General features: G+C 47.8%; 24 protein-coding genes. 7 read left to right on the top strand and 17 right to left on the bottom strand.

The annotated features are described in order from the left end of the window. Positions 1 to 57: 57 nt before the first annotated feature. Positions 58 to 1,386, top strand: coding sequence for a S41 family peptidase (locus BFR57_RS08835; RefSeq protein WP_071463895.1), 1,329 nt, complete (start codon positions 58 to 60; stop codon positions 1,384 to 1,386). Between the two features lie 22 nt (positions 1,387 to 1,408). Here the strand turns inward: BFR57_RS08835 and BFR57_RS08830 are convergent, their stop codons facing one another. From BFR57_RS08830 to hemA, 13 genes are all read right to left on the bottom strand, one after another. Beyond that, complete coding sequence (locus BFR57_RS08830) at positions 1,409 to 3,748, bottom strand: acyl-CoA dehydrogenase (protein ID WP_071463604.1); 2,340 nt, start codon at positions 3,746 to 3,748, stop codon at positions 1,409 to 1,411. A 62-nt stretch (positions 3,749 to 3,810) separates the two neighbouring features. Continuing rightward, a complete protein-coding gene (locus BFR57_RS08825) occupies positions 3,811 to 4,488 on the bottom strand; it encodes a TetR/AcrR family transcriptional regulator (protein ID WP_071463603.1) in 678 nt (225 codons plus the stop codon). A gap of 85 nt (positions 4,489 to 4,573) precedes the next feature. Beyond that, entirely contained in the window at positions 4,574 to 5,518 is a 945-nt protein-coding gene (locus BFR57_RS08820; protein WP_071463602.1) for an MBL fold metallo-hydrolase, read from the bottom strand. A 26-nt stretch (positions 5,519 to 5,544) separates the two neighbouring features. Continuing rightward, positions 5,545 to 6,318, bottom strand: coding sequence for a ZIP family metal transporter (locus BFR57_RS08815; RefSeq protein ID WP_071463601.1), 774 nt, complete (start codon positions 6,316 to 6,318; stop codon positions 5,545 to 5,547). Between the two features lie 30 nt (positions 6,319 to 6,348). Then, the gene (locus BFR57_RS08810; RefSeq protein ID WP_071463600.1) at positions 6,349 to 7,821 is read right to left on the bottom strand and encodes a TrkH family potassium uptake protein; all 1,473 of its coding nucleotides are present in this window, start codon (positions 7,819 to 7,821) and stop codon (positions 6,349 to 6,351) included. 27 nt (positions 7,822 to 7,848) lie between these two features. Then, positions 7,849 to 8,688: a 3-deoxy-8-phosphooctulonate synthase gene (kdsA, locus tag BFR57_RS08805; protein ID WP_071463599.1), complete on the bottom strand. Its 840-nt coding sequence runs from the start codon at positions 8,686 to 8,688 to the stop codon at positions 7,849 to 7,851. 11 nt (positions 8,689 to 8,699) lie between these two features. After that, complete coding sequence (locus BFR57_RS08800) at positions 8,700 to 9,971, bottom strand: DUF819 family protein (RefSeq protein ID WP_071463598.1); 1,272 nt, start codon at positions 9,969 to 9,971, stop codon at positions 8,700 to 8,702. A gap of 43 nt (positions 9,972 to 10,014) precedes the next feature. Continuing rightward, a complete protein-coding gene (locus BFR57_RS08795; RefSeq protein WP_071463597.1) occupies positions 10,015 to 10,818 on the bottom strand; it encodes a tetratricopeptide repeat protein in 804 nt (267 codons plus the stop codon). Between the two features lie 44 nt (positions 10,819 to 10,862). Then, the gene (locus tag BFR57_RS08790; protein ID WP_071463596.1) at positions 10,863 to 11,237 is read right to left on the bottom strand and encodes a SirB2 family protein; all 375 of its coding nucleotides are present in this window, start codon (positions 11,235 to 11,237) and stop codon (positions 10,863 to 10,865) included. Positions 11,238 to 11,284: 47 nt separating this feature from the next. Then, on the bottom strand, positions 11,285 to 12,757 hold the full coding sequence (locus BFR57_RS08785) for a DUF3369 domain-containing protein (RefSeq protein WP_071463595.1): 1,473 nt from the start codon (positions 12,755 to 12,757) through the stop codon (positions 11,285 to 11,287). A gap of 14 nt (positions 12,758 to 12,771) precedes the next feature. Beyond that, the gene (gene prmC / locus BFR57_RS08780; protein ID WP_071463594.1) at positions 12,772 to 13,620 is read right to left on the bottom strand and encodes a peptide chain release factor N(5)-glutamine methyltransferase; all 849 of its coding nucleotides are present in this window, start codon (positions 13,618 to 13,620) and stop codon (positions 12,772 to 12,774) included. Continuing rightward, positions 13,620 to 14,708 (bottom strand): peptide chain release factor 1, encoded by a 1,089-nt coding sequence (gene prfA, locus BFR57_RS08775; protein ID WP_071463593.1) that lies wholly within the window; start codon positions 14,706 to 14,708, stop codon positions 13,620 to 13,622. Before prfA ends, prmC begins: the two co-directional genes overlap by 1 nt. A gap of 2 nt (positions 14,709 to 14,710) precedes the next feature. Further along, a complete protein-coding gene (hemA, locus tag BFR57_RS08770; RefSeq protein ID WP_071463592.1) occupies positions 14,711 to 15,982 on the bottom strand; it encodes a glutamyl-tRNA reductase in 1,272 nt (423 codons plus the stop codon). A gap of 149 nt (positions 15,983 to 16,131) precedes the next feature. Between hemA and lolB the strand changes: the two genes are divergently transcribed. The 6 genes from lolB to ychF all read left to right on the top strand — a co-directional run bounded on the left by lolB (position 16,132) and on the right by ychF (position 21,147). Continuing rightward, positions 16,132 to 16,782 carry a lipoprotein insertase outer membrane protein LolB gene (gene lolB / locus BFR57_RS08765; RefSeq protein ID WP_071463591.1) on the top strand — a complete coding sequence of 217 codons (651 nt, stop codon included), beginning with the start codon at positions 16,132 to 16,134 and terminating at the stop codon, positions 16,780 to 16,782. A 9-nt stretch (positions 16,783 to 16,791) separates the two neighbouring features. After that, positions 16,792 to 17,658: a 4-(cytidine 5'-diphospho)-2-C-methyl-D-erythritol kinase gene (ispE, locus tag BFR57_RS08760; RefSeq protein WP_071463590.1), complete on the top strand. Its 867-nt coding sequence runs from the start codon at positions 16,792 to 16,794 to the stop codon at positions 17,656 to 17,658. Between the two features lie 12 nt (positions 17,659 to 17,670). After that, on the top strand, positions 17,671 to 18,618 hold the full coding sequence (locus BFR57_RS08755; RefSeq protein WP_071463589.1) for a ribose-phosphate pyrophosphokinase: 948 nt from the start codon (positions 17,671 to 17,673) through the stop codon (positions 18,616 to 18,618). A 154-nt stretch (positions 18,619 to 18,772) separates the two neighbouring features. Then, complete coding sequence (locus BFR57_RS08750; protein WP_071463588.1) at positions 18,773 to 19,435, top strand: 50S ribosomal protein L25/general stress protein Ctc; 663 nt, start codon at positions 18,773 to 18,775, stop codon at positions 19,433 to 19,435. Positions 19,436 to 19,453: 18 nt separating this feature from the next. Then, entirely contained in the window at positions 19,454 to 20,044 is a 591-nt protein-coding gene (gene pth / locus BFR57_RS08745) for an aminoacyl-tRNA hydrolase (RefSeq protein WP_006955203.1), read from the top strand. An 11-nt stretch (positions 20,045 to 20,055) separates the two neighbouring features. Continuing rightward, positions 20,056 to 21,147, top strand: coding sequence for a redox-regulated ATPase YchF (gene ychF / locus BFR57_RS08740; protein WP_071463587.1), 1,092 nt, complete (start codon positions 20,056 to 20,058; stop codon positions 21,145 to 21,147). A gap of 63 nt (positions 21,148 to 21,210) precedes the next feature. Here ychF and BFR57_RS08735 read toward each other — a convergent pair whose 3' ends face one another. The 4 genes from BFR57_RS08735 to BFR57_RS08720 are packed head-to-tail and all read right to left on the bottom strand — an operon-like array spanning position 21,211 to position 25,443. Continuing rightward, entirely contained in the window at positions 21,211 to 21,633 is a 423-nt protein-coding gene (locus BFR57_RS08735; protein WP_171903954.1) for a group 1 truncated hemoglobin, read from the bottom strand. A gap of 9 nt (positions 21,634 to 21,642) precedes the next feature. Further along, positions 21,643 to 22,500: a DUF3034 family protein gene (locus tag BFR57_RS08730; protein WP_071463586.1), complete on the bottom strand. Its 858-nt coding sequence runs from the start codon at positions 22,498 to 22,500 to the stop codon at positions 21,643 to 21,645. Then, a complete protein-coding gene (locus tag BFR57_RS08725; RefSeq protein ID WP_071463585.1) occupies positions 22,493 to 24,772 on the bottom strand; it encodes an EAL domain-containing protein in 2,280 nt (759 codons plus the stop codon). The genes BFR57_RS08730 and BFR57_RS08725 overlap by 8 nt, the downstream gene beginning before the upstream one ends. Then, entirely contained in the window at positions 24,772 to 25,443 is a 672-nt protein-coding gene (locus tag BFR57_RS08720; protein WP_143441065.1) for a methylamine utilization protein, read from the bottom strand. The genes BFR57_RS08725 and BFR57_RS08720 overlap by 1 nt, the downstream gene beginning before the upstream one ends. Positions 25,444 to 25,541: the final 98 nt, after the last annotated feature.

The raw sequence follows: 25,541 nt of genomic DNA, 5'->3' as shown, positions 1-25,541 counted from the left end.
TGTAAAAAATAAGCATGTAATAAGGTGATTAACACACTGTTAACAATGGTGATTCAAATGAAGACAGTACGTACGCTCTTGTCACTTTCAATGTGCGCTGTGCTTGCAGCCTGCGGCGGTTCATCTTCGAGCAGTCGCGATAATAGCGCGGGTAGCGGCGATGGTTTTGCCACGTGTTCTGTCGCTGATCAAAACCAACGCTTCTTCGAATACATGCAAGAAGATTATTTTTGGAACGACAGCCTACCGCAAACCATTGACCCTGAGGCCTATGACGATGTTTATCAACTACTTGACGAATTGCGTGCGCCAGAAGATCGATACAGTTATATTTTGACCCAAGATGAATATGACGCCATGTTTGTCTCAGCTGAATACGCAGGCTTTGGCTTTTCTCAGCAACAGATTAGTGCTGAACGTGTGAAACTACGTTTCGTCTACCAAGACTCACCCGCATGGGACGCTGGCATGCGCCGTGCAGACGAAATTATTGCGATTGATGGCGTTGCTGTTTCACAACTACTCGCGGATGGCAGCTACAGCGGTGCGTTAGGCCCTTCCGAGCCAGGTGTCACAAGGGATATTACCTGGCGTACCCCGACGGGGAACGAGCAAACCGCGACTATCACCAAGGATGAAGTGGCAACCAACACAGTAATGGGTCAAACGATTTGGCAGATTGATGGACAAAACGTCGGCTACTTTACGCTTGATGCATTTATCAATCGAACAGGTGATGACCTCAATCAAGTATTCAACGAACTGGATGCCAACAACGTCAACCGTTTAGTGATTGATCTGCGATACAACGGCGGTGGGTTAATTCGTTATGCTAACCAACTTGCCACCCAGACCGCAGGTACGCATGTACAGGGAAAAACCTTCATTCAATATCGCTTCAATGATAATAACTCGGCGCAAAATGAAACCGTGGCCTTTAGTTTGGTTGATGGCATTCGTCAGCTCGATCTTGATAATGTGATTGTACTCACCACAGGAGCGAGTTGCTCGTCCTCTGAGCTGGTGATTAACTCATTACGACCGCACGTTAATGTGACCACGATCGGTGAAACCAGTTGTGGTAAACCTGTAGGCCAACAGCCGCAAGAGCTATGCGATAAGGTTACCTTTGCTATTAATTTTGAAACTGTGAACTCGGAGGGGCAAGGTCAGTACTACGATGGTCTATCACCTGACTGCCAGGTAAATGATGCGATTGTCGCTGATTGGGGCGAGTTTGCCGATCCGCTAACCGGTGCTGCACGCGATTTCATTGTCAACGGTCAGTGTCCAATTAGTACGGCCGCTATGGAGCGAATATCAACACCGAGTTACAAAAACGCGCCTATCTTTACCATGAAAGATAAGCGCGCCACATTACAGTAAATACCACGTCCAGAGCCGTGCGTTAATCACGCACGGCTTGTTTGCGTAAATCACCCTTCGTGGTATAGAACTGATTGTTCTCAATAATACCAGGGGCAAAGCTATCGACACCGATCGCTGTCATGCGAAGTTTTTCGGTATGAGCGAGCTTATCGGCTTCTTCTGCACTGATAATATTAAGCTCTTTCGCCTTATCGGCTAACGCCTGACCATTTAAGTTACCCGATAGTTCACCGCGTTTTTCAGCCTTACGAAGCTTCTTATAGACGTCTTTCATATCCAACATTGCTAAGAATGCTTTCTCCATATGGCCTGTCATATCGTTCTCGTCATCTTTCCAGTAGCACAAGAACGTATGACGATCACGAGTGATACCCGGCTTCATCATGTCAGTACTAATATCTTGTAATAACTCATCCGACGGCTGGGCAAAGTGATTACCGAGTGGGAACACCATTGCTCGCATGAGTACCGCCACTGAGCGTTTAGGAAAGTTACGGAAGAATCCGTCAAATGCGTAACCAATCTTATGCAGGTGGCTTTGCACCGCATAATGCACATAAGGTAAGTCAGCTGCTTGCCGTCCTTCGTCCTCGAAACGCTTCAACACCGCCGACGCCATATACAGGTGACTCAAAACATCACCTAAACGCGCAGAGATCATTTCTTTACGTTTCAAGTCACCACCGAGCATTAACATCGATACATCCGCAGCCATCGCTAAGCCACGACTAAAGCGTGTTAGGTGCTGATAGTAACGACCGGTTTCGCCACTTACCGGTGTCTCATTAAAGCGCGAACTTGTAAGACCCATCCAAAGACTGCTGAACACATTACTGACTGCGAAGCCAACATGTTTCATCAGCAGGCCATCGAATGCCAGTAAGCCTTGCTCTTCATCTGGGTTCGAAGCGGCTTTCATTTCTTCTAAAACATACGGGTGGCAGCGTGTTGCACCCTGACCAAAAATCATCAGGTTACGGGTTAGAATATTCGCGCCCTCGACCGTAATCGAGACCGGGGTCGCCATGTAGTTGTGACCCAGGTAATTGTGTGGACCTAACTGAATGCCTTTACCTGCATGAATATCCATCGCATGTTCGATGACCTCACGACCCATTTCAGTCATGTGGTACTTCGTCATAGCCGTAACAACAGAAGGCGATTTACCCTGACATAACGCAGATACGGTGAGTCGGCGCATCGATTCTAAGGTGTAGTTTGTCCCACCAATTTTGCCCATAGCGCTCTGCACACCTTCGAACACACCAATCGGTAAACCGAACTGTTGACGCACATAGGCGTAAGCGCCTGTCATACGCTGTGTAACGTGACCTGAGGCCGCTGCCAATGCGGGCAATGAAATACCACGGCCAGCAGATAGACACTCAACCAACATGCGCCAGCCTTTACCCGCATAATCTGCACCGCCAATGATCCACTCTAAAGGAATGAAAACATCTTCACCGTAGGTGGTACCATTTAAAAAGGCTTGATTCAGTGGGAAGTGGCGGTCACCAGTAACTACGCCCTTATGCGATGTCGGGATTAATGCGCAGGTAATACCCAGCTCTTTTTTATCGCCTAACAAACTTTCAGGGTCGTACAACTTGAATGCCAAGCCCAACACCGTCGCAGAGGGCGCCAGCGTGATATAACGTTTTGACCAATTCAAGCGAATACCAACGACTTCCTTGCCCTCGTGTTCACCTTTACAGATAATGCCCTCATCAGGAATAGCACCTGCATCAGAGCCCGCTTCGGGGCCCGTTAATGCAAAACACGGGATGTCCGTACCGTCCGCCAAACGCGGCAGCCAATAGTTTTTCTGTTCATCCGTACCGTAATGCGTTAACAGCTCGCCTGGACCGAGTGAGTTAGGCACCATCACCGATACTGCAGCACTGATAGACCGTGATGCGATACGCGAAACAATATATGAGTTAGCTGCTGGAGAGAAATCTAAACCACCATATTCCTTACCAATAATCATGGCAAAGAAATGTTCCTTGCGTAAAAAGTCCCAAACAGGTTTAGGTAAATCTCTATCTTGTTGAACGATTTTAAAATCATCCAACATATCCAATAGCTCAGCCAACTGATTATCGACGAACGCTTGCTCTTCGCTGGTCAACTTCGGCTCAGGCGTTTCCAGTAGTTTCTGCCAATCTGGACGTCCACTGAACAACTCGCCATCCCACCAGATATCACCCGCTTCCATTGCCTCACGTTCGGTATCTGACAAGGGCGGAAGAATACGCTTAAATAATTTAAACACCGGCTTAGTAATTAAGCTGCGACGAATATCACCCACTGCGAGTACAATGACCAACAGCACGATAATTAATATCAAGATTTCCATTCAACTCTCCAAACAATGGGGCTTACAGTCAGTCTAGAACAACCTAGCAGTGCTGTCTGCCTTTAAGGACGTTCAAGTCCACCTGCTATAAATACGATCAAATGTTCAATGACGGTTTTAATATTCACTTCATGATTAAACTCAGCTCGGGCGATCTCAATCAGTGCCTGCCCAGATACCTGCGCAAACACAGTCGCACCAAGTACAAAGTGCAAGCGCCAAAACATTTCTTCATCAGAAAGCTCAGGATTGGCTCGGTGCAGCAGCGCCAAAAGGTGCTGTAAAACATTGCCGAAAGCAGACTGGGTATAGCGCCGTAAATGGCCCTGAGTTTCTGAGTAAGCAAAACCGAGTAGCCGAAGAAAGCGCTCGGTGCCGCGTTTATGAATACCGTTCAACGAAAATAATGGCAGCTTGAAGGCTTCAAACACCTGCAATGTTGTTAGCGCTGATTCATCATCAAGAGCACGTAACTCCTCATCCAGCGCAGGCATGAACACATCCATGTAGCGTGCTACCACAGCCTGAATAAGTGCTTTCTTAGAACCAAAGTGATAGTTAACGGATGCTAAATTAACATCCGCTTCTTGGGTAATTTGGCGTAAAGACGTTTGTTCAAACCCCTCTTTCGCAAACAGTCGCTCGGCGGTATCGAGTATCCGCTTCTGTGTTGAGGGCTTGTTAGACGACGCCCGCACTGATGACGGGGCGTCGCTAGCATGACTTTTAAGATTAGACATGATTAGAAACACACATTTTAAACATGCGTTTAATTTAATCGATGTCGTTTCAGCGATCAAGTGTTCGCTGAAATATTATGACAAGTTACCACATCGGTGAGTAATTTACAGGTACCCAGTCGTAGGCATCGCCTTCGCTTTTCACTTGGCCCATACCAGGAAATGGTAAATGCGCGCCCGCTACATAATAACCCTCTTTTGCTGCGTCAGCATAAGCTTTGATGCGTCGCTCTCGCGCCTCATCTTGATTACTATCAAAGGCGATCGTGACACGCGGCTGATCAAATTGAACTTCTGCCACATGCATAACATCGCCCCAAAAAACTAAGCTTTGATCACCTGCATCGAGTCGATACATCGTGTGTCCTGGCGTATGGCCATAGGCTTCAACACTTTTTATATTCGCGGCGAGCGTTTCGCCCGCAACAAAGGGTTTAAACTGATCCGCTTCAACATACGGATTTAGTGCAGCCATAGCCCCTTTAAAGCCACCTTGTTGCGCCTCTGGAACTTGCTCCATTTGCTGTTGCGAAAGCCAATAATCCCCGTCATGCTTGTCCGCTCTGATTGTTGCATTAGTAAATACGCGCTTACCATCATTTACTAAGCCTCCGATATGATCAGAGTGCATGTGGGTAATATAAACCTCATCGATATCGTCAGCAGAATAGCCTGCTGCTTCGATGTTGCGGACCAAGTTACCTAATGAATCGCCAAACATTGAGCCGGCGCCTGTATCAATTAACACAAGCGATTCGCCATCATTAACTAGGTAAGCGTTAACCGATGTTTCGAGCGGTGAATGACGATAAAATTCGGCGAGTTTGTCACGCACCTTGTCTGCATCCATTTGTAACAACTGATGCACCGGTAATTTTGTCGTACCATCAGATATAGCCGTTACCTCGACATCACCTAACATCATACGATAGTAACCCGGTGCCGAAGTCTTTTGCTGAGGGGCACCAGCAATAGCACTGGCACTCAATGTTGCTGCTAAGGTTAGCGTCAAAAGTGAACGTTTAAACATGGGTCATTGTCCTCTATAGAATGAACTCAACCTAACCATACGTCTAAAAACAGCATTATGACCAGTCCAATCATCAATCCGCCACTGGCTTTCGAATGCTCACCGTCGCGGTGAGTTTCAGGAATGATTTCATGACTAATAACGTAAATCATTGCACCCGCGGAAAGTAGCAGCCCCCACGGTAACAACCATTCTGTTAAGCCAACAAAAACCCCGCCTAATAAACCACCTAAGGGCTCAACTAAACCGGTCAGTGCACCGATTAAAAATGCTTTAAACCGCGAGTAGTTAAGTGCCAATAATGCCAAAGAAACTGCAAGCCCCTCTGGCACATTTTGTAAACCTATACCCGAGGCAATGGCCAGCGTCGCATCCCAATCCTCACCCGCAGCAGTGATACCGACGGCTAAACCTTCCGGGATGTTATGAATCGTGATCGCTATAATAAATAGCCATAAGCGGCTTAAGCGGGAGTTAATCGGGCCCTCAGCGCCTTTAACGAAATGTTCATGAGGCACCGTCTTATCGATAAAAGCAATTAATAATGCCCCCGCTAAGATGCCTGTTACAGCCATCAACGGAGGAATAATTCCATCACCATAGAGGTCGCCAGCAATCTCTAGGGCAGGCACTATCAAGGAAAAGAATGCAGCAGCCAACATCACCCCAGCCGCAAAACCAAGCAAGATGTTAGTATGTCGCTGACTCGGCTGCCAGCCGATGAGCACAACACTGGAACCCAGCGCCGTCATTAAGCCACTGGCACCACTTACAAGAAAGGCAAGCAACCACGGATCCATAGTTTATCCCTACGTTTTAATACAAAGCTATTAGTGTCGCCAATAATGCCGATGGAACAGTATCAGTACGGTCATTATTTCTAATCGGCCTGCCAACATGGCAAACACGAGTAACAATTTGGCACCGCTGTCCAAGCTTGCAAAGCTTCCTGAAGGGCCAATGACCTCGCCCAAACCTGGGCCTACGTTACTTACGGCAGAAGCCGCACCCGAGATCGCAGTTAAAAAATCTAAATCAAACAGCGATAAGCCAAGGGCAATGAATGCAACAAGGATAAAATACATAAAGCAAAAGGCGACCATCGAGCCGAGCAACGCATCATTTACACGACGATCTTGATAACTTTGCACGCGTACAAGGTTAGGATGTATCAGCTGGTTAAATTGCTTTTTAAGGAGTAATTGCGAGAGCTGGAAACGAAAAATTTTCATACCGCCGGCAGTAGAGCCCGTGCAGCCACCGACAAACATGAGATAGAAGAACACCATGAGTGCCCAGTTGCCCCACTGTCCGTAGTCTTCGCTGGCATAGCCTGTGGTAGTCACCACAGAAACAACATTAAATGCCGTATGAATAAGCGCATCAAATACGTCGCGTCCGCGCGTGCCATGGACCAATGTGATAAAAGTAATCGCAAGCAGCAGAAAAATAAGAAACGCACGCACTTGAGAGTCTTGATATAGCGGCCCTACATCGCCCTTAAGTGCACGAATGTATAGAACGAATGGCAAAGCACCGGCGACCATAAACACCGTGCCGGTAATCATCAAGAATGGCGTATCGGCAAAATGTCCGAAAGAAGCGTCATAGTTCGAAAAGCCGGCCGTTGCAATGGTAGTCATACCGTGCACAATCGCATCGAAGGTTTGCATCCCGCCTAACCAATATAGCACCATCACCAGAATAGTGAGCAAAATGTATACTCGCCCAATCGCAAATACCATATTGCTCGAGCGCGGCATAAACTTACCCGATATGTCCGAGGACTCCGCTTGGAACAGGCGCATCCCCCCGACTTGTAGAAAAGGCAAAATCGCCATCGCCATGACGATAATCCCGATCCCACCTAACCACTGCAGCATGCCACGCCATAACAGCACAGCCCTGGGCAGATCGTCGAGCCCAGTAATCACCGTGGCCCCTGTGGTAGTAATCGCTGACATTGATTCGAACCATGCGTCAGCAAAGCTCAAATAAGGTTGGGCGAAGATAAACGGTAAAGCAGAAAAAAGGCTTGCTGAAAGCCAACATAAGGTTGTCAGCAGAAACACCTGTCGTGCCCGCAGCTTCGACTCGCCTGACTTTTGCAAGAACAACGCTGTCCCTGCGACAAAGCCTATCACTGCAAGGGTTAAGTAGGTCCACTGTTCCTTTTCGCTATTGGCGACCGCAACTGCAAAAGGAATGAGCATCGCCAACGATAGTAGAGCTAACAAGCCGCCCACTGCGCGCGACAGAATTTTTGCCGCATCAACGCCGGTTAATTTAGTTGGCGCCTGCATATGTGACGGCTTTAGCATAGCTAGGTGTTAGTTAGCCGTATCAAGCGGAGCAAATGATTTGATCAAATCATCAACGGCTTTCATTTGCTGTAAGTAAGGTTCGAGCTTCGCCAGTGGCAGCGCACAGGGTCCATCACACTTAGCTTCATCTGGGTTCGGATGCGCTTCAATAAATAGCCCAGCTAAACCCAGAGCCATACCAGAACGCGCTAATTCAGCCGCTTGCGCCCGACGACCATCGGCTGAATCAGCCCTACCACCTGGACGCTGCAATGCGTGGGTCGCATCAAAAACGACAGGGGCGAGTGACTTCATATCGTCCATACCCAACATATCTACGATCAGATTGTTGTAACCAAAGCAACTGCCTCGTTCACATAATAAAATGCGTTCGTTTCCTGCTTCGTTGAACTTCTTGATGATATGTTTCATTTCGTGCGGTGCAAGAAATTGCGGCTTTTTGACATTCACCACCGCGCCCGTTTCTGCCATTGCAACAACCAGATCGGTCTGACGCGCCAGAAACGCCGGCAACTGAATGATATCAGCAACTTCGGCCACAGGTTTTGCCTGATAGGGCTCGTGTACGTCCGTAATAATGGGCACATCAAACGCCTGCTTGACCGCTTCAAATATCTTTAAACCCTCGTCTAAACCAGGGCCTCGGAACGAGTGAATGGAAGACCGATTCGCTTTATCAAAAGAGGCTTTAAATACGTAGGGAATCCCCAGCGCCTCGGTGACTGTCACAAAATGTTCTGCAGTGCGTAGCGCAAGGTCCCTTGACTCCAACACATTAAGTCCGCCAAACAATACAAACGGACGCTGGTTATCAAAGGTAATGTTGCCCATATTAACGGATTGCATGAAATAGCTCCTTAACTACCCACAACACGCAGGATTTGACCTGCAAGATAAGCCATATAAGTACCTAAAGCGTAACCCATCACAGCGAGTAATACACCCACAGGCGCAAGCGATGGATGAAACGCAGAAGCGACGACCGGTGCTGAGGCTGCACCACCAACGTTGGCTTGACTACCAACGGCCATGTAGAACACAGGCGCCTTTATCAGTTTCGCCACCAGTAGCATCAAGCCAGCATGAATTATCATCCAAATTGCGCCAATTAAGAAGTATTTTGGCGCGTCAACGATCGCGGTGACGTCCATATGCAAACCAATACTGGCGACTAGAATGTAAACAAATACCGAACCTATTTTAGAGGCACCTGCCGCTTCCAACGAGCGCGCACGAGTAAACGATAAGGCAATCCCCCCGGCTGTTGCCAAGACAATAACCCAGAAGAATAAGCTGTCGAGACTAAAGCGACTTAAGTACGGTGCATGCTCGCCAATAGCCGGCGCTATCCAGTCTGCCAATAAATGCGCGAAACCAGCAACACCAAAACCAACAGCTAAAATAAGCATTAAGTCACGTAAGCTTGGGTTGCGTACGTGCTCGGCTTCATATTTTTCAACTTTAGCGCGAATCGCATCAATAGCTGATGTATCGGCTCCTGTGCGCTGATCGATTTTCTTCGCATTGGCTGCCATATATAGCAATACGGCCATCCATAAATTAGCAACGATAATGTCGACCGTCACCATAGCAGAGAAGATACCACCACCCACTTCATAGACTTCTTTCATTGCCGCCTGGTTCGCACCGCCGCCAATCCAGCTACCGGCAATTGTTGTCATGCCGCGCCAAACAGCGTCAGGTCCTGCTCCGCCTATCAACTCTGGAAACACCAAGGAAACCAACAACAAAGCAATCGGACCACCGATGACAATTCCAAAGGTACCCGTTAAAAATAGAATCAATGCTTTTGAACCTAAGCCCATGACCGCTTTAAGGTCTAAGCTTAGGGTCAGTAATACCATACAAGCAGGCAGTAAATAATCCATGGTGATGTCAGTCACCGCAGTTGCATTGCCATCGACGATATTAAATGTATTGAGTAACGACGGAATGAAGTAGCACAGCAATAACGCAGGCACAAACTTATAGAATTTTTCAAACGCAGGATGTTTACTCGAATGTGTATAAAAAACTAACCCTAGAATGGCCAATAACAGGCCAATAATCACACCATCATTGGTGATCAAAGCGGTCGTTTCTGCAACCTGGGGTGCAGCTGCCAGCATCTGGATACTCCTTATTTCTTAATCATTATTGTTAACGGTATTGCTAATGAACAATATGCGACGGTCCAGCATAGTTCTCAAGTTGCAGCTTCAGCAACTGAGCGCTCGGATCGTCTGGGCACTGCTCAACAAAAAACTGATAATCATCAGCCGCAATGTGTTGACACCCTAGCTCTTCATATAAGTATCCACGATCGCGAATCTCATACGGGTCGTTGGGTCGTAACACGAGCAGCATCTCAATACAACGTAGCGCCTTTTCGAAACGCGCCTCAGCCATAAAACATTGTTTTAATTCCGTTAGATACGCTTCAATTAATCCTGACTGCGGCGTTGCTTCTGCCCATTCCCAACAAAACTGAGCGTCGCCATCCATTAGGTGGTCAAAACGATGAACGATATCTTCGTAACGCACCGATTGACCTGTGTGTGGATCGAAGAAATGCGCATGCCCTTGCGTTTCATACTTAAGTAGCGGATAGCCAGGAAAATCAATCAGTTGAACGTGTAATCCATGACGATGAGCAGCTGCGTGTAATAGCATTGCGAGCACTAACGGGACACCCGTACGTTGGACGCACACCTCGTGGACCAAAATACGGTGCGACTTCACCCAAGATTCAGGCGCATCGCTATATCCTAATTCACGATAAAAATAATGCCCCAGTTGCGCCATTTTATCCGCTGCGGAGGCGTGTTCATCAAAGCCATCAAAGTCATCAACCTGCTGCCAGAATTCGGCAATATCAGCGACCTTACGGTAGCCAAGCTGACGACTTATTTCCCAAATAATATCTAATGTTGGTAGCCATTCTTGTTCACTGAGTTCAAGAAAAGAATACGACATGGTCACCTAAAGTTAAACGAGTTTGTAGATAAGTTATGCAGCGCTTAAGCAAACAATATGGGCATTTTTGAGTAAGCGACATGGAATAAAAACAATAACCAAGCCACTGCGCCTAAAAAGCCGACCCAACGCATACCCGCGTTAGCAGACTTAAATGCAATTAAGCCAAAAACAATATAACCCACTAGGCCAATCACTTTGTTCGATAGCCATTCACCACTGATCGGTGCTCCACCTACAATGATAATCATCGCAATTGCGCTAAGTAAAAGAAACGTATCGTTAATGTGGGGAACAATCTTAACCCACTTTTTCTGTAACTGTTGAGGGGATTTAAGCACCCAAAAAAAACGCAGCATAAACAACGCTACGGAAATCACCACGAATAATACGTGCAGATGTTTAAATGCGATATACAAAACCAGTTCTCCTCACAATTCTATCGTGCTGGGATTCGAGCAAGGCACTAGCTCGCTATCGCGACACCAATGTGCTTAATCACCTTATCCAAAAAGTCGGGAGAGTAATAACGCCCGCGCTCATCTTGCAAACGCGTAATCATATCACTTTCCGCTAACCCCTGGGTACGCCAATCGGCAATTTGTTCTGATACTAGGATAACCTGCGTGGATTCAGCAATGGAGTTACCCTTTTTCCCCTCGGGCAAGCCCAATCCGTCCCAGCGCTCCAAGCGCTCCATCAAGGCTGTATAAGCAAACTGAGTTGCTTGTTCCTGTCCGTTTTTAAGGCCTCGCAATGAGGTTGCTATACGCTGCTGACAACTGGTTTCATGAGCGGCTGCATTAGGTTCTATGCATGCTAATAACGGCTTCGCTCGTGCATACAAGGTCACCGCACAACTCACATCGATGGCTGTCGATTCATCGAATAGCGCCCTGCCAAGTCGATACGCGATGGCCTCCGAGCCTGCTACATCCTCACTCGTAAAATGACTGGTTTGTAAGTGCACCAGTTGATCAGCAATGCCTGCCATCAAAACATCGGTATCCTCGATACAAACCACATTGTCTTGCGCCTTCTGTACATTTTCTGCAAACAGCTTCAAAACATGATGATCATCATCGGTCAACGCTCGCGACATACCACCAATAAATAGCACCGAGCCCTGTGGCCGGCAGTGGCTACGACAATACATCAAGACAAAGTCACCACCATAGTAGTGGCTGTTGTTTTGTATCACGCTATCAAGTTCCGCAAGCGCCGGAGCAGGTAAGACCGAGCGTAATGTTTGCCCCATTGCCACTTGACTATCTTCGCCGTTAGCAGCCACCACTCGGTAAGCACGACCATCATCCGTAGCCGTGGCATAGAGCGTTTGGCGTGCGCCGCCAATCACCCAACTCAGTTGCTGTACGATACCGTCAACAAACTGTTGCATCGGCTGCAGTGTGTATAGGTTAGCCGATGCTTCAATGATTTTTTCGAGCCCCTGACGACTTTGGTCAACTGACATAATATCGCGGTAAGAACGCAAAGACGACATCACCGCAGTAAACAGCTTTTGCGCCGTCAGTTCGGTTTTAGATTTATAATCGTTGATATCATAGTTGACGATAACCGTTCGCTCTGGCGCTTGCCCAGGCTGACCGGTTCGAAGAATAATTCGGGTATAATGATTGTCGGCGTCTTCGCGGATATAGCGCGCCACTTTAAGTCCTGCATCATCGGACTCCATCACCACATCAAGCAACAAAATGGCAGCGTCAGGATGTTGATCAACCAACTGCCGCGCTTCTTCACCCGAAAAAGCACTGTGAAACTCAAGACCTCGGCCCAGAAACTCAAAATCGCTTAATGCCAACTTTGTCACCGCATGAACCTCGGGTTCATCATCAACAATCAGCACTTTCCATTTGTCTTTTAGTAGTGCCGGTTGCGCCTGTTGCGGCTCATCAGCAAACATGAACTGATTGCTCATAATGCTCTCTCTCTTTATTTCACTTTCTGTCCGCCAGTGATTCGTTCGACATTACCATAATCTCGCCATATGTTAACGTTTTTATAACCGAATTCACGTAATAAAGTTATAACAGCCTGCGCCTGTTGCCAACCATGTTCTAGAAGAAGCCAGCCACCGGGTTGAAGATGCGGGTAACCTCCTGCTGCAATATGATTCAGATCAGCCAAACCTGACTGCCCCGCGACTAAGGCCGAGCGAGGCTCAAATCTCACATCGCCTTGATGCAAGTGCTCGTCATCATCAGCGATGTAAGGTGGGTTACTGACAATCAAGTCAAATGCGGGCGCATCATTTAGTGCTTGAAACCAGTTACTTTGAAGCACCTCAACCTCTAGTTCAAGCCGTTCTGCGTTACCCTTAGCAAGTTCAACGGCCTGCGCCGACTGATCAACTGCAGTGATATGCCAGTTAGGGCGCTCACTTTTTAATGCCAAGGCAATAGCACCGGTGCCTGTGCCCAAGTCGAGCACACGCGCCTGCTGCGGCAGTGAGAGTGATAGTGCAGTCTCAACTAAGCACTCAGTATCGGGTCTCGGTATCAACGTACTTTCGTTAACGGCTAGTGGTAGTGACCAGAACTCACGTTCACCAACAATGTACGCAACGGGTTCACCACTGCATCGGCGTTCGACCCACGATTGAAGTTGTTGAAACTGTGACTGACTCAAACAACGCTCGGGCCATGTCATAAAATAGCTGACGGGCTTGTCGAGCAGATAGGATAAAAGCACACGACTATCAAGCGCGGCGTCGGTTAGCTCGGCGTTGCTCGCTAGCTGTTGACGCGCCCAGTCGAGCGCGTCTTTGATACTCAGGCTCATTAATTATCTTGTGACAAAGCTGCGAGCTGATCGGCTTGATGTTCGGTAATGATAGGGTCGAGTAACAAATCCAACCCACCCTCAAGGACCTCGTCCAAGCGATACAGCGTGAGGTTAATACGGTGGTCAGTCACTCGGCTTTGTGGATAGTTATAAGTACGAATACGCTCTGAACGATCGCCACTGCCCACTAAGCTACGTCGTGTACTTGCTTCTTCCTGAGCGCGTTTTTCATCTTCCATGCGTTGCAATCGCGACTGTAATACCGACATCGCCTTAGCTCGGTTTTTGTGCTGCGAGCGCTCTTCCTGACACTCGACGACCACCCCCGATGGCAAGTGCGTAATGCGAATCGCTGAATCCGTTCGGTTAACGTGCTGACCACCTGCGCCTGAAGCACGGTAGGTATCGACTCGCAAATCGGCTGGGTTGATTTCAATCGCTTCAGCCTCTGGAATTTCAGGTAACACAGCCACAGTGCACGCTGAAGTATGAATGCGGCCTTGCGACTCGGTTTCTGGCACGCGCTGCACACGATGCCCACCCGATTCGAATTTCATACGACCATACACGCCATCGCCACTCAACTGAGCAATGACCTCTTTGTAACCACCGTGTTCACCCTCGTTTGCGCTCACAGTGCTTACGCGCCAACCGTGTTGTTCCGCATAGCGGCTATACATTCTAAATAAATCGCCGGCAAATATGGCGGCTTCGTCACCACCCGCGCCCGCTCGAATTTCAAGATAACACGCGCGATCATCGTTAGGGTCTTTAGGCAGCAATAGAACCTGCAGCGAATTTTCAAGCGACTCTACGCGTTGTTTGGCATCAGTAATCTCTTCATCCGCCATTTCTCGCATTTCTGGATCGTCATCATCTGCCATTTCATTGGCTGCGGATAAGTCAGATTGCGCTTGGCGATAAGCATTGAACGCGCTGACTACTTCTTCTAACTGCGAGTATTCTTTTGACAATGAGCGGAACTTATCCTGATCTGAAATAATATCAGGCTCGCCGAGCAAGGCTTGTACTTCCTCGTATCGCTCGATTAGCCCCTCAAGCTTTCGCTCTATTGATGGATTCATGCTTAGTTGGTTTCCTTATTCTGTTTATCATCCTCAAGCCACAATTGTTGTAACACCGATAATGTGGTTTGGTCACCCTGCTCGCCCGCTTGCTTTAAGAGCTGTGTAGGTCGATGAGCGAGCTGTTGACTGAGCTTGTGACTGAGAACTTGCATGACTTGCTCGGCCGGCTTGCCCTGCTGCAACATAGCCAATGCTTTTTCGAGTTGGACTTGTGCAATTTTTTGCGTGTGTTGCCGATAATCTCTAATTAAAGTGACACTATCAAGGGAGCGTAACCAATCTAAAAACTGACTAGCCTCTCGAGCAATGATTTTGCGAGCTTGCTGCGCTGCTTGCTCGCGGTTCTTAATATTTTCACTGATTATATTTTGTAAATCGTCTACCGTATAGAGGTATGCGTCATCCAATTCGTTTACTTGCTCTTCAATGTCGCGCGGAACCGCTAAGTCAATCAACAAAATCGGTTTATGCCGGCGCTGCTTTAACGCCTTTTCAACGCGGCCTTTACCGATAATAGGCAAAGTACTCGCCGTCGAACTGACAACGATGTCGGCGCTCGGCAATAACTCACCGAGTTGGCTCAGACTGTGTGCCTCGGCCCCCACGCGTTGAGCAAGCTCTGTCGCACGCTGCAAAGTACGGTTCGCCACACTCAGCGAGCTGACACCTTGCTGCACAAGGTGTTGCGCGACGAGCTCAGAGGTATCCCCGGCACCGACCAGCAACACATTGGAGTGCTTTAAGTCACCAAAAATATGTTTTGCTAAACTCACCGCTGCAAATGCGACTGACACGGCATTTTGACCCACCTCGGTTTCATTCCGAACGGCTTTAGCCACGCGAAAAGTATTTTGAAAGAGCCGTTCTAGAATTCCACCGACCACACTGAAGTGTTTCGCTTGTTGATAGGCTTGTTTCACCTGCCCTACAATTTGCGGTTCACCTAATACTAACGAGTCTAAGCCGCTAGCGACACTCATTAAGTGTGCTACAGCATCTTCTTGGGTATGAAAATAATGGTGTTGCTCCAACTCGCTCGGACGAATGCCGTGAAATTGCGACAGCCAATGAAGTAACGGTTGATGTTCAGCATGACCATGGCAGTAAAGTTCAGTGCGATTACAGGTGGAAACGATGACAGCTTCTTCAATACCCGGTAACTGCTTTATTTCGGACAAAGCCTGTTCTAGTTGCACGGGGCCAAAAGCCACGCGCTCGCGCAATTCGACAGGTGCCGTTCTGTGATTAATACCTAATATTGAAATGGTCATTCGGAGTCGCGGTTTACTCTAACAGAGGGTTGAAAACGCTGACGCGATTGTACGTGATTGCAGGGATTATTGAAAGTCACAGACAATTCTGGTGAACTACGCAGAGCTAAACGATCAATCCAGTTTAATTCATAAAGGCGAACTCACCTGTGCTGTTAAAATTATCTCGTTGGACATTGTTGATGCTAGTCTGTGGCCTAGCTATAACGGGCTGTAGCATCCCTGAACCACCCCAGCAGAGTGTTGCAACTAATATCTCGAACCAACAAGTAGAGGCGCACCAACAACGCTTGCAACGAATAAATAGATGGCAGCTATCGGGTCGTTTTGCCTTGACAGAACTTGAATCGAATAATAAGGATAGCGCCTATTTGCGCTGGCGTTCAACGCCCACCGAGCAAGACGTAGTGATTACTCACCCGCTAAAAGGGGAACTCGCTCACCTAAATATAAGCGCCACACGAGCGTTGATCAAAGTCGACGGCAAGCGGATAGAAAGCCATTCCGCAGAAACTTTACTATATCGTTATACGGGTATGCGCTTGCCTGTCGAAGAATTGCCAGATTGGTTACTAGGCCGACTCGACCCGAGATTTACTCAATTCACGTTTGATCAACGAGGACGTTTGATTAGTGCCCGTTACCAGGCGCCTAAAGGAGAACAATGGCAGTTAACTTGGTTCTATCAATCACAGCAACTGTTACCCGAACAGGTGCATGCCGAGAACCCGCAGCTGAAACTTAAAATCCAAGCGCAGTCCTGGCAAACCCAGCCTTCATTAATTCAACTGGCAAACTAGAGCATCACAATGACCGATACGCAAAACTCACCGCTGACTTTGCCAGCTCCAGCAAAACTTAATTTATTTTTACATATTACGGGACGTCGTGATGATGGCTATCACAACCTCGAAACCGTGTTTCAATTTATTGATATTGAAGATACTTTAACCTTTGAGCCACTCGCAGAACCATGTATTGAGCTTGTCGATACCGACAGTAACATTAATGTCACTGATAACCTGGTGTTTCGCGCCGCACAACGCTTAATGCGCGAGTGCCAGCAACAGCAGCAGCCTCATTTTGGCGTCCGCATCACGCTTGATAAACGGTTACCGCAAGGTGCAGGACTGGGCGGTGGGTCGTCGGATGCCGCGACCACACTGGTCGGGTTAAACCACATCTGGGGACACCCCTTCACCACCTCACAATTATTGCCTATCGCTGCCGAGCTCGGTGCCGATGTGCCGATTTTCGTTCATGGACACAGCGCTTTCGCTACAGGTATTGGTGATCAGTTTACCGACGTTGAACCTGACCAAAGCTATTATTTAGTGGTCAAACCTCAAGTCAATATCTCAACCGCTGCGTTATTCGCTGATACTGACCTTAAACGCGACTGCAAGCCTTTACCACCCTCGCAATGGCACTGGCACAACACTGCCAATGTATTCGAACCCGTGGTGCTCAAGCACTATCCCGCAGTTGCCAAGCTGCACGCGCAGTTGCTAAACTATGGTCCGACTCGGCTTACTGGCACAGGTGCTTGCTTATTCACTCGTTTCGCGAATCAGCAACAAGCTATTGCTGCACAGGCGCTACTTTCGCTACCCGAAAGTTATGTTGTGCAGGGCCAGAACCGTTCATCGCTTATCCGGACATTAACCCAAATTTAGTCGAGGTTTGTTGTGCCTGACATGAAACTCTTCGCTGGTAACGCCACGCCAGAACTTGCGCAGAAGATCGCTGACCGCTTATATATCAAACTCGGAGACGCCTCTGTAGGTCGTTTTAGTGACGGTGAGATCAGTGTCGCCATCAATGAAAACGTCCGCGGTGCGGACGTTTTTTTATTGCAATCAACATGTGCCCCAACCAATGACAACCTAATGGAACTCATCGTTATGGTTGATGCGCTGCGTCGTGCGTCTGCTGGCCGTATCACTGCAGTCATGCCTTATTTTGGCTATGCACGCCAAGATCGTCGTGTTCGTTCTGCACGTGTTCCCATTACCGCTAAAGTCGTTGCTGACTTTCTTTCAAGTGTCGGTGTTGACCGCGTCTTGACGGTCGACTTGCATGCCGAACAAATCCAAGGTTTCTTCGATGTGCCTGTTGATAACGTTTTTGGCACACCTGTTCTGCTTGAACATATGCGTAACCAGAAGTTCGATAACCCTGTCGTCGTATCACCCGATATTGGTGGCGTTGTGCGTGCCCGTGCATTCGCTAAATTAATGGACGATACTGACCTTGCGATTATTGATAAGCGCCGTCCTTCAGCCAACGTTTCTCAAGTCATGCACATCATCGGTGACATTAAAGATCGTGACTGTATTATTGTCGACGATATGATCGATACGGGCGGTACCTTGTGTAAAGCGGCTGAAGCCCTGAAACAGCATGGTGCAAAACGTGTATTCGCATACGCCACTCACCCGGTCTTTTCTGGTAATGCTGTGAACAACATCAAAGACTCCTCGATCGATGAGCTCATCGTAACCGACAGTATTCCGTTGAGTGAAGAGATGAAAGCCACCGGTAAGGTACATCAGTTGACATTATCAGGCATGCTTTCTGAAGCGCTTCGTCGCGTGAGTAATGAAGAGTCTATCTCGGCAATGTTTGATTACTAACCGACTTAGTTAGGACTGTTGTCTTAGCCCACTAACAGTGGTATTATTCCGCGCCCTTAGAAACCGGCTTTTGAGTCGGTTTCTAAGTTTTGGGTCAAAACTTGGTCGCGAGTTTTGACATTTTTAAATCATAAACAGATGAGAGCCCAATCACATGGCTAAATTAGACTTCAATATCAAAGCTACCGTTCGTACGGACAAGGGGAAAGGTGCGAGCCGCCGCCTGCGTCATGCGGACAAAGTACCTGCAATTCTTTACGGTGGTAAAGATGAGCCAATCGCACTTGAACTAGACCACAACAAAGTGAATAACATGGCTGACTACGAAGCCTTCTATTCACACATCCTAACGCTTGAGATTGATGGTAAAAAACACCAAGCAATCTTAAAGGACATGCAACGTCACCCGTACAAGCCTAAGTTAACTCACTTAGACTTCCAACGTGTTGAGAAAGGTCACAAGTTGCACACTAACTTGCCACTTCACTTCTTAAACGAAGAAACCGCTAAAGGCGTTAAAGATGAAGGCGGTGTTGTTGTTCACCACGTGAACGACGTAGAAATCATGGTCTTACCAAAAGACTTACCAGAGTACTTAGAAGTTGACATCGCTAACTTGTCTGTGGGCGACACTATCCACTTAAGTGACCTTAACTTGCCACAAGGCGTTGAGTTAGTTGAGTTGACTAAAGGTGAAGACCACGACCAAGCCGTTGTTTCAATCACTGCGCCTCGCGTAGAGAAAGAAGAAACGGAAGAAGAAGCGCCAGCAGCTGACGAAGTACCCGCAGCGAACGAAAAAGACGCTGACGAGTAATAGCGTTAGGTACCCCCAATGGGAACAGACGTTAAGTTGCTTGTGGGCCTGGGAAATCCAGGCCCCGAATACGAAAAAACCCGCCATAACGCGGGTTTTTGGTTAGTTGAGGCCTATTGCCGTCGTCACGGTGTAACCCTCACTGCCGATACAAAAACGAAAGCATTGATTGGTCGACATCAAACCGCCACTCGTGACCTCCGCATTGTATTACCACAGACCTTTATGAATAAAAGCGGCTATTCAATTGCAGCGATGGCGCGCTTTTATAAAATTGCACCCGAACAGATCCTCGTCGCTTACGATGAACTTGATCTTGATCCCGGTGTAGCAAAATTCAAACGAGGGGGTGGCGCAGGCGGTCATAACGGTATTAAAGATACTATCGCCCAGTTGGGCACTCAGGACTTTATGCGTTTGAGAGTCGGTATTGGTCACCCAGGACACCGTTCACAAGTGACCGGGTTCGTATTGGGCAAGCCATCCGCGCCCGAACGCGCGCTCCTCGACGAGTGTATCGATGAAGCCAGTCGTGCTATTGATATTTTAATCGATGAAGGTTGGGGCCCTGCGTTACAGCAGTTGCACAGCTTTCGTGCCAGTAAATAGAGGTTTATCTCATGGGATTTCGCTGTGGTATTGTTGGTTTACCAAACGTCGGAAAATCCACGTTATTTAATGCTTTGACCAAAGCAGGTATCGAAGCGGCTAACTTTCCTTTCTGTACCATCGAACCTAATACTGGTGTTGTTGCGGTTCCCGATCCACGCCTTGATGTGCTCGAAAGTATTGTGAACCCACAAAAAGTGATTCCCACTACGATGGAATTTGTGGATATCGCGGGCTTAGTTAAGGGGGCATCAAAAGGCGAAGGTCTTGGCAACCAATTCTTGGCCAACATCCGCGAAACCGACGCGATTGGTCACGTTGTACGTTGTTTCGAAGACGACAATATTGTACACGTCAGCGGCGGCATTAATCCTGCTGACGATATCGACACCATCAATACTGAATTGGCTCTAGCAGACTTAGACTCGGTGGATAAGTCGCTTCACCGTCTGGGCAAAAAGGCTAAAGGCGGTGATGCACAAGCGAAAGCAGAAATTGCCGTATTAGAGAAGCTCAAGCCAGCGTTAGATGAAGGCGAAATGGCGCGTTCTGTTAACTTAACAGACGACGAAAAAGCGGTTATTCGTTCATATAACTTATTAACGCTTAAGCCAACGATGTACATTGCTAACGTTAATGAAGATGGTTTTGAGAATAACCCTCATCTAGAAACCGTGCGTCAAATCGCAGCAAAAGAAAACGCTGTCGTGGTGCCAGTATGTGCGGCTATCGAATCGGAAATTGCTGAACTTGATGACGACGATAAAGCGGCCTTCTTAGAAGAGCTTGGCCAAGCAGAACCCGGACTCAATCGTGTGATTCGCGGTGGTTACCAGCTGCTTAATTTGCAAACCTATTTCACAGCGGGTGTTAAAGAAGTCCGCGCGTGGACGGTAAAAATTGGTGCCAGTGCACCGCAAGCTGCAGGACGCATTCATACTGACTTTGAAAAGGGCTTTATCCGCGCCGAAGTAGTCGGCTACGATGATTACGTTGAGTATAACGGTGAGCAAGGTGCAAAAGATGCCGGTAAATGGCGTCTTGAAGGTAAAGAATATATCGTTAAAGACGGTGATGTCATTCACTTCCGCTTCAACGTATAAAGCTTTATACGACAAAAAACCGGCATTCACTGCCGGTTTTTTTGTGCTCAACTCAATGTCTAACTATTCCACAATATCTTGATGCATCGGTGCCAATAATGCGAGCAACTCATTTTGCGCCGATACAGGGACATTCTCCTGTTCCATTGCGGCAATTAAATGCTCCACTAGTGCATTAAAATCAGCGTTATTAATCCCTAAGTTGTTATGTGAAACGGCCATACTTTCGCCCGTATATTCGCAAGGACCGCCGCTGACATTGCACACTTGTTCGCTGATCAGTTTATGCAGGCGTAGAATATCAACGTCAGCAAAATAATGCGCAATACGCTCATCATCAGCTACTCCAAGTAGCATTTCTTCGACGATAGTTTCGATACCGCTTCGTTCGCCTAACTGTTGATATAGCTCTGACGATTGTGCCTGTATCGCCCCAGACATCATACTACCTAGCAACAATAGTGCTGCACTCACCCAAATTTTCATATGAACTCCTTAAAAGCTTGCCTGAACCGAAAGGTACCAACCGGTTTGTGACGCTAATCCAGCGATAGACCCCAAATCTGCATATGCGCCAACCAAGGACACATGCTTCGATGGAAAATAAGCAACAAAAATATCCTTCCAGTCGTCTTCTTTAGCAAAGCTTAGTAAATCCGGTTTTTGACGGTACTCAACGCCTACCGCCCAGTAACGGTCGAGAAAAACAGCAACAGACGCTTCTCCCACCCACTCGCGGCTATTCTCTTTATCACCACCAAAGCCAAGTAACCCCAGTTGATTCGCTTCTGTATTGCGCAACGTAACATTGGCCACCCAGGTACGTGAAAACGGCCCCGCAAGCCAAGCTTTGGCGGCACTCACATAGTAATCCATTGAAGAGTCGTCGGTTGCACCCACCGCCTGAGGTAAGGCAAAGGTCTGATTGCTTTTATGTTGGATGCCGGCACTAACTTGCGGCATAACGCCATACACCAAGTCACCGCTGAGTCGCGCTTTAACGCCCCAAATAGATTGTTCGAGTTCGCCACCGATAGTTTCTAAGTCGAACTGCTGGCGTGCATAGGAAATTTCAACTCGGTTATTCCAGTTAAAGCTAGCGCCCTGCACACTTAAACTAAAATCATCAACTTGTACTTCCGTCATCTGTACAGTCGCACCCCACTCACCTTCATCGGCGTAACTGCTGAGGGTTGCCCATGGCACGATACCACCGCCGCCACTCCCCTCGATAGTGCTCGCGCCGCCAGTCGCCAATAGCCGCGACCCCGGCGATTCAAATTGTTGCGCCAGCGCAGGCTGAACGGCACTCAGCAAGAGTGCGGATAAGCCATAAAAAATGCGTTTAGGCATGCTCTTTTTCCTTCAATAGTCGTAAATGTAATTCTTCAAATGAAATCGGCTTACTAAAATAATAGCCCTGCAGCACATCACAATGATTCGCTAACAGCCAATGCCAGCTGGCTTCGTCCTCAACCCCTTCCGCGACAACACGTAAGTTCAACTCATGCGCAAGTTGAATGGTCGAACGCACAATGGACTGATCGTCGGGTTGGGTCATTAAATGCTGAATAAAGGCTCTGTCAATTTTTAGCTCATTGATGGGTAAACGACGTATCTGGGATAGCGAGGAATACCCCGTGCCATAGTCATCGATAGAAATCTCATAGCCGAGCTCACTTAGCATTTTTAAGCAAGCAATCGACTTTTCAGGTTCATTCATCAACGCACTTTCCGTTACTTCGAGTATCAAATAGCGTTGCATATTGCGTTGACTGAGCGCGACTAAATCATTGGCGAGTTTGTCACTGACTAAGTCGACCGCTGAAATATTAATACTAAGCTTAATATCATCCTGAGCTGCTCGTAATTGATTCACCCATTGTTCGGCCTGTTCTACAACCCAATGGGTTATTTCAGTAATCATGCCTGACTGTTCCGCCAGCGGAATAAATTCATCCGGACCGACCCAGCCGAGTTGCTCATCTTGCCAGCGGATGAGCATCTCCGCCGCTACGGTGCGTCCGTTAATCGCTGACACTTTAGGTTGCGCAACGAGATTAAAACCGCCTTGCGCAATCGCCTTAGGTAGTTGCTCGACGATCGCAAGCCGACGTAAGTGCGCTTCATCAAACCCTTCTTGATAGAAAGCATTGAACTGATTGTGTTCTTTGGCATGTTTAACCGAAACCTGGGCACGACGGATGAGGCTATCCAGCTCAGTCGCTTGATTAGGGAATTGTACTGCCCCACAGTTGAATTTAAGTTCAAACTGGCTACCACCAACCAAAAACGGCTTATCGAGTCGCTCACCCAACTGTTTCAATTGATGAGCTAACTCAGATTCCGTCGCACTGTGCGTCACTAAGGCAAACTCATCGCCGCCAAAGCGCGCCAATAGATGACTCTGTTGACCATCCATTAATAACCGTTCAGCTATTTGTTTTAACACTTCGTCGCCCATGCGTTGACCGACACTATCATTTAAACGACGAAAATTTCGGATGTTAATGAGGATCAACCACCCAGGTGACGTTGTGTCACCGAGTTTTTGATTCAATAGTCGTTGCAACTCACGTCGGTTAGGCAGCTCAGTTAACTGATCATGCGTGGCTTGGAAACGAACTTTACGCTCACGCAAAGCGATAGCAGAACGCATCGACTCAAACGTATCAGCCAACTGACCGAACTCATCTTTCCGTGACTGCAGGTTGGTCGGCGAATAGTCACCGGATTTTAGCTTACTGGCAGCCTCAGATAACAACGCAACCGGCGTAGAAATAGTCTTCGCGACAAATAGTGCGACAATTAAGGTAATCGCCAGCGCAATGGCCCCGATTAATAAAATTTGTACAAGTAACTCATCAAACTGCCGCATGGCTTCAGCGCGGGAGGTGGTCAAAGAAACGTGCACCACATTGCCCCCAACCGTATTGAGAGTGCTTTCTTGGAGCGCCAAACCACTTCGTTCCACCCAGTTATCGTAAATTTGCTGTTCGGACGATAACGCCTGTGCAAACTCCTCACGAAGCTCGGCAGGTAGGCTTGAAGCCAATAACTGGTTCTGTTGCTCCAGCCATAATGTAATATCTGCGTTCGCTAATTCTTTGAGCTGCTCGGTAAGTTTATTATTTACCTCGAAACCGAGTGTCGCCCACGCTATTAAATTGGGTGCTGTGACGGGCACCGTCACCACTTGATAAAGCTGCCCTTCTGAGACAAGCAAGGCCTTACCCCCTTGCTCACCGCTCACCAACAGCTGTAAGTTCAAGTCATGTGTTGAAGCAATTTCATCACCATCAGGTGCCTGCAATGCAATAAGATCGGTACCAATGCGTTCGCCGTGGTTAATCAGCGCAGATACGATGGTATCGCGATCTTCACTGGCAACCGCGCGTTTAAAACCAAAGTCATCAGTGAGTACTTCGGCAGCGCGGCGTAGCTGCTCCGCTCGACCATCCATTAACTCGCGGAAGACCCGTTCACTGACCGTTAACTCACGCTGAAGGGTGCGTTCGACCTGATTTGATGTGGTAACTAAAACGGCCAGTACGGCACCGCTTAATGCTACCGCAATGAGAATGCCAAAAATGACCGCGAGTCGAACTTTAAACTGTTTAAACATCAAGCTCCTAAGCGATTAAAGCGTTTTTCTAATCGCGATTTTTCTTTTTTTTCTTGCGCTGGCGGCGCAACATCTAACATGATATCGCTTTCCTGCACTGGAAGCCTGAGTTCAATTAACTCGGCAGCATCTAGATTATCACCCATCCAAGGATGCCAAACACGAAGTGTTATCGCTTGCGACTGTTCACTGAGCGCATTATTGATGTCAATACTGACTTGTCCAGACTCGTCTGTCACGAACCCTTGTAGCTCATCATTAATCACAACGTAGCCGATCATACCGTCATGAATGTTACAGCCAAGAGTAACCACGCCTGATTTGTCAAACGTTACTTTAGGGCGCTCTTGGTCAGAGTACAGCTTTAACTCGAAGGGTTTCGCTTCCGAAAAGGAGTACACGTGGTGGCGAATATTATCACTATTCGGAAAAACCACCGTGCTGCCTTGCTGAATTGAGGATACCTTTGGTACGAACTGTTTATCGACCTGGTCAATAACGACATCGCCTTGTGCGCCGTGGGCCTCCACTAGCGCGGCCTTACTAATCAACACAACGGCACTGTTAATCGGGTTACCGTTTTTGTCGAGAATTCGAAATACTTGCGCTTTCGCCAGTGAAGTCACAAAACATGCAATGATAAGCAGGCTGAGTGCTATCTTTTTTATCATGGGTCGCCTTATCATTAAGAAGTTAAAACCATATAGAACAAACGTTCACATTATTAGCTTAATACAAGCCTCTACTTTTTAGTACTGATCTTTAGCAG

It is taken from the genome of Idiomarina sp. MD25a (assembly GCF_001870515.1).
GTDB lineage: Bacteria > Pseudomonadota > Gammaproteobacteria > Enterobacterales > Alteromonadaceae > Idiomarina.
Note: the sequence above shows the minus strand (reverse complement) of the source record. Positions and strands in the feature narration are given on the sequence as shown.